At 69.5% G+C, this 4082-nt stretch carries 3 protein-coding genes and 2 pseudogenes; 1 reads left to right on the top strand and 4 read right to left on the bottom strand.

What is annotated here, in order from left to right; all coding sequences use genetic code 11:
- Positions 1-293 (top strand): annotated as a pseudogene (locus FFS27_RS29670) (hypothetical protein); the annotation flags it as partial.
- Between the two features lie 19 nt (positions 294-312).
- On the opposite strand, the gene FFS27_RS29675 reads toward FFS27_RS29670, so the two are convergent.
- The 4 genes and pseudogenes from FFS27_RS29675 to FFS27_RS29690 form a co-directional block, all read right to left on the bottom strand.
- Positions 313-1290, bottom strand: a complete 978-nt coding sequence (locus FFS27_RS29675) for a copper resistance protein B (RefSeq protein WP_003109652.1) — start codon at positions 1288-1290, stop codon at positions 313-315.
- Positions 1287-3146, bottom strand: a complete 1860-nt coding sequence (locus tag FFS27_RS29680; RefSeq protein WP_023097687.1) for a copper resistance system multicopper oxidase — start codon at positions 3144-3146, stop codon at positions 1287-1289. The genes FFS27_RS29675 and FFS27_RS29680 overlap by 4 nt, the downstream gene beginning before the upstream one ends.
- A 148-nt stretch (positions 3147-3294) precedes the next feature.
- Positions 3295-3933: a YdcF family protein gene (locus FFS27_RS29685; RefSeq protein ID WP_003088740.1), complete on the bottom strand. Its 639-nt coding sequence runs from the start codon at positions 3931-3933 to the stop codon at positions 3295-3297.
- Positions 3930-4082, bottom strand: a pseudogene (locus FFS27_RS29690) (HAD family hydrolase); the annotation flags it as partial. The pseudogene FFS27_RS29690 and the gene FFS27_RS29685, both read right to left, overlap by 4 nt.

The raw sequence follows: 4082 nt of genomic DNA on the forward strand, positions 1-4082 counted from the left end.
GCCCGGACCCGACCGCGCCGGTCCTGCCGGTGATGACCCGGCCCTGGCGCCTGGCCGAGTGGCTGCCGCTGCTGGTCTGGGACCGCCGCAGCGGCAACCGCGCCTGGCGCTGGTCGCGTGGCCGGCCGCGCTCGCGGCCGCTGGAACCGGTCGGGCAGGAAACCCGGGTCAAGCTGCACCGTTCGGTGCAGCGGCGGCTGGACGAATGCCCCGACTACCGGCCGTGCAACCTGCCAGCGCTGGAACGCTGCGACCTCATCGACGATTCGCCGTTGCTTGACGGCTACCGCTAGCGGCTGGCCGCGATCGCGTTCAGAACCACATGCGGATACCGGCGACGAAGCGCGCCTCGTCGTCGTCCTCGCCCTCGGCGCGGGCCAGGTCGGCGCTGTTGCCGTAGGAGCGGTTCCAGGTCACCCCGATGTAGGGCGCGAACTCGCGACGGATCTCATAGCGCAGGCGCAGGCCCAGCTCGCTATCGGCAAGGCCCGAACCGATGCCGCGGGCGGGATCGTTCCTGCCGTACAGGTTGACCTCGGCGCTGGGCTGGAGGATCAGCCGGTTGGTCAACAGGATGTCGTACTCGCCCTCCAGGCGCAGCGCGCTCTGGCCGTTCTCGCCGAGGAAGGCGGTGACTTCCGCCTCGAAGTCGTAGAGCGCCAGGCCCTGCACGCCGAACGCCGCCCAGGTCTGCGGCGAGCCGGGCTTGAAATCCTGGCGCACGCCGGCGACCAGGTCCCACCAGGGACCGATGGCGTGCCCGAACAGCGCCTGGACCTCGGCGTCCTCGGTCTTGCCGTCGAGCCGTTCGCCTTCGCTGCGCAGCCATAGGCGGTTGATGTCGCCGCCGATCCAGCCGCTGGCGTCCCAGGCCAGCGCGCTGCCGTCGTCGGCGTCCTGGTATTCCAACTGGTCGAGCAGGAAGAAGCTGTTCAGCGCGCTGTCGTGCACCTTGTGCCCCTCCAGCGGCGGAAAGGCGGCACGGCGGTCGGCCTCGGTCGGCACCGGGATCGGCGTACGGCTCTGGCTGGACGCGGCCTGCGCCGGAGGTTGCCGCGCAGCGTGGCTCATCCCCGGCATCCGGCCATGGTCCATTCCCCGGTGCTCCATGGGCTGTGCCGGGGCGGGCGATGCGGCGCCGTGGTCCATGCCAGGCATCGCGCCGTGGTCCATGGCCGAGTGCTCCATGCCATTGTCCTGCGCGGCCTCGACGGGATTCGGCAGGCCCAGCAGCAGACCCAGGGCGAGGGCACCGCCGGCCAGGCGGGCGGGTTTCGGCTGGCGGCTCATGCGTTGTCTCCTTCGTCTACCCGCACTTCGCGGAACATGCCCATCTCCATGTGGAACAGCAGGTGGCAGTGGTAGGCCCAGCGCCCCAGGGCGTCGGCGGTGACCCGGTAGCTGCGGCGGGTGCCCGGCGGCATGTCGATGGTGTGCTTGCGCACCAGGAAGTTGCCTTGCTCGTCCTCCAGGTCGCTCCACATGCCATGCAGGTGGATCGGGTGGGTCATCATGGTGTCGTTGACCAGGACGATCCGCAGGCGCTCGCCGTAGGTCAGGCGCAGCGGCTCGGCGTCGGAGAACTTGATGCCGTCGAAGGACCAGGCGAACTTCTCCATGTGCCCGGTCAGGTGCAGCTCGATGGTGCGCCCCGGCTCGCGGCCGTCCGGGTCGGCGAAGCGGCTGCGCAGGTCGGCGTAGGTCAGCACCCGCCGCCCGTTGTCGCGCAGGCCGAGGCCGGGGTCGGCGAGCTTCGGTGTCGGCGTCATGGTCTGCATGTCGACCAGCGGGTTGCCGTCCTCCGAAGCCGGATGGGACTGCATCGGCATGGCGCCCATGCCCATCCTGGAATGGTCCATGCCGTTCATGTCCATGCCGGCCATCTTGGAGTGGTCCATGCCGCTCATGTCCATGCCGGCCATCTTCGAGTGGTCCATGCCGTTCATGTCCATGCCCGACATCTTCGAATGGTCCATCTCGCTGGCGGGCCTCGTCGCCGCGCCATGCCCCATGGCGCCGTGGTCCATGCCGCCCATGCCCATGTCGTCCATGCCGATCAGCGGGCGCGGATCGGGCGTCGGCACCGGCGCGCTAAGCCCTTCGGCCAGCGCCAGGGTGCCGCGGGCGTAGCCGCTGCGGTCCATGGACTGGGCGAAGAGGGTATAGGCGCGCTCGCCGCCCGGCTCGACGATCACGTCGTAGGTCTCGGCCACGGCGATGCGCAACTCGTCGACGCTGACCGGCTCGACGTGCTGTCCGTCGGCGGCCACCACGGTCATCTTCAGGCCGGGAATGCGGACGTCGAAATAGCTCATTGCCGAGGCGTTGACGAAGCGCAGGCGGAGCTTTTCGCCGGGGCGGAACAGGCCGGTCCAGTTGCCGTCCGGCGGCTGTCCGTTGAGCAGGTAGGTATAGGTGTAGCCGCTGACGTCGGCGAGATCGGTGGGACTCATCTTCATCTCGGCCCACATCTTGCGGTCGGCCAGGGTCGCGGCCCAGCCGTTGGCGCTGACGTCGTCGATGAAGTCGCCGACGGTGCGCTTGTGGAAGTTGTAGTAGTCGGACTGCTTCTTCAGCTTGGCGAGGATGCGCTGCGGCTTCTCGTCCGACCAGTCGCTGAGCAGCACCACGTAGTCGCGGTCGTAGCTGAACGGTTCCGGCTCGCGGGCGTCGATCACCAGGGCGCCGTAGACCCCGGCCTGCTCCTGTAGCCCCGAGTGGCTGTGGTACCAGTAGGTGCCGTTCTGCCGGACCTTGAAGCGGTATTCGTAGAGACCGCCGGGAGCGATGCCCTCGAAGCTGAGGCCCGGCACGCCATCCATGTTGGCCGGCAGGATGATGCCGTGCCAGTGGATCGAGGTGTCCTCGGCGAGGCGGTTGCGCACCCGCAGGGTCACGCTGTCGCCTTCGCGCCAGCGCAGGGTCGGGCCGGGCAGCGAACCGTTGATGGTCATGGCGGTGGCCGGCGAGCCGCTGAGGTTCACCGGGGTCTCGCCGATGAACAGGTCGAAACTGTCGCCGGCGAGCAGGTTCTGCTGGCCCGGCCCGGCCAGGGCCCAGGCCGGGGCGCGCCAGAGACCCAGTCCGCCGAGCAGACCGGTGGCGGCGAGGCCTTTGACGAAGGTGCGTCGCGAAGTTCTGTGCATCCGCTGGTTTCCACGCAGGTGGCAGGACGGACTGCGCGAGCCTGCGCAGCCGGGAGGTCGCGGCCCCGCCAGGGCGGTGCGGCGATGCGGACACCCTAGCGGCGCGCGCCTGTCGGCAAGCTGTGGGGAAGATTACAGAGCTGTCAGCTCAGCGCGGCGGGTTCACCAGGTGGCGGTCGAAACCCCGCGCCACCAGGCGTTCCCAGGCGTCCATGACCTGCGCCGGGATCGGGCAGGCGACCTGGAAGCCCAGCGCCGGGTAACGCATGATGCGGTCGAGGTCGCCAACCATCTCGTCGATCACCCCGAGTACGCCGACCAGGTTCGAGATGCCGTCGGGAAATGCGTAGTCGGGCGCATCCACGTGTCCCTCCAGCCCCGGCCAGCGGACCGGCAGGGTCAGCGCCACGCGGCGGATCGAGTTGGGCTTGGTGACGAAGGTCGCGCGGCGCAGGTCGGGGAACAGCTCGCGGGCGAAGGCGATGTTCTCGGCGAAGTTGGTCGCCCGCGGCTCGATCACGATGAGGCTGTCGCTTACCCCGCGTGCCCTGGCGTGGCGGGCGAACAGCTCGGCTTCCGGCTCGACCCAGAGATGGCGCGTCCAGTGCCCGGTGTTGCCGGTGAACAGCAGGCGTTCGGCGAGGCCGCGTTCGAGCAGTTCGCAGGCGTGGTCGCAGACCCGCAGGTCGTAGGAGCCGCATACCACCAGCAGTTCGCAGGGCACATGGCAGCGGCCCTGGCCGAGGAAGTCCCAGAGCAGCCGGGCATCTTGCAGGGTCGGGCTCATGGGACGCCAACGCTCCTCTCGCTGCCGGTCGTGGCGGGGTGCCGATGCTGGCAGTACAGCCGGTCGTCTTCGCGGACGATCCGTAGCTCGCGGAAATCCCGGACCGACCAGCGCGCGCCGGCGGCGAGCAGGCCGCTTTCCTCGCCGAT

The sequence above is a fragment of the Pseudomonas sp. 2VD genome (assembly GCF_005503585.1).
Lineage (GTDB): Bacteria > Pseudomonadota > Gammaproteobacteria > Pseudomonadales > Pseudomonadaceae > Pseudomonas > Pseudomonas aeruginosa.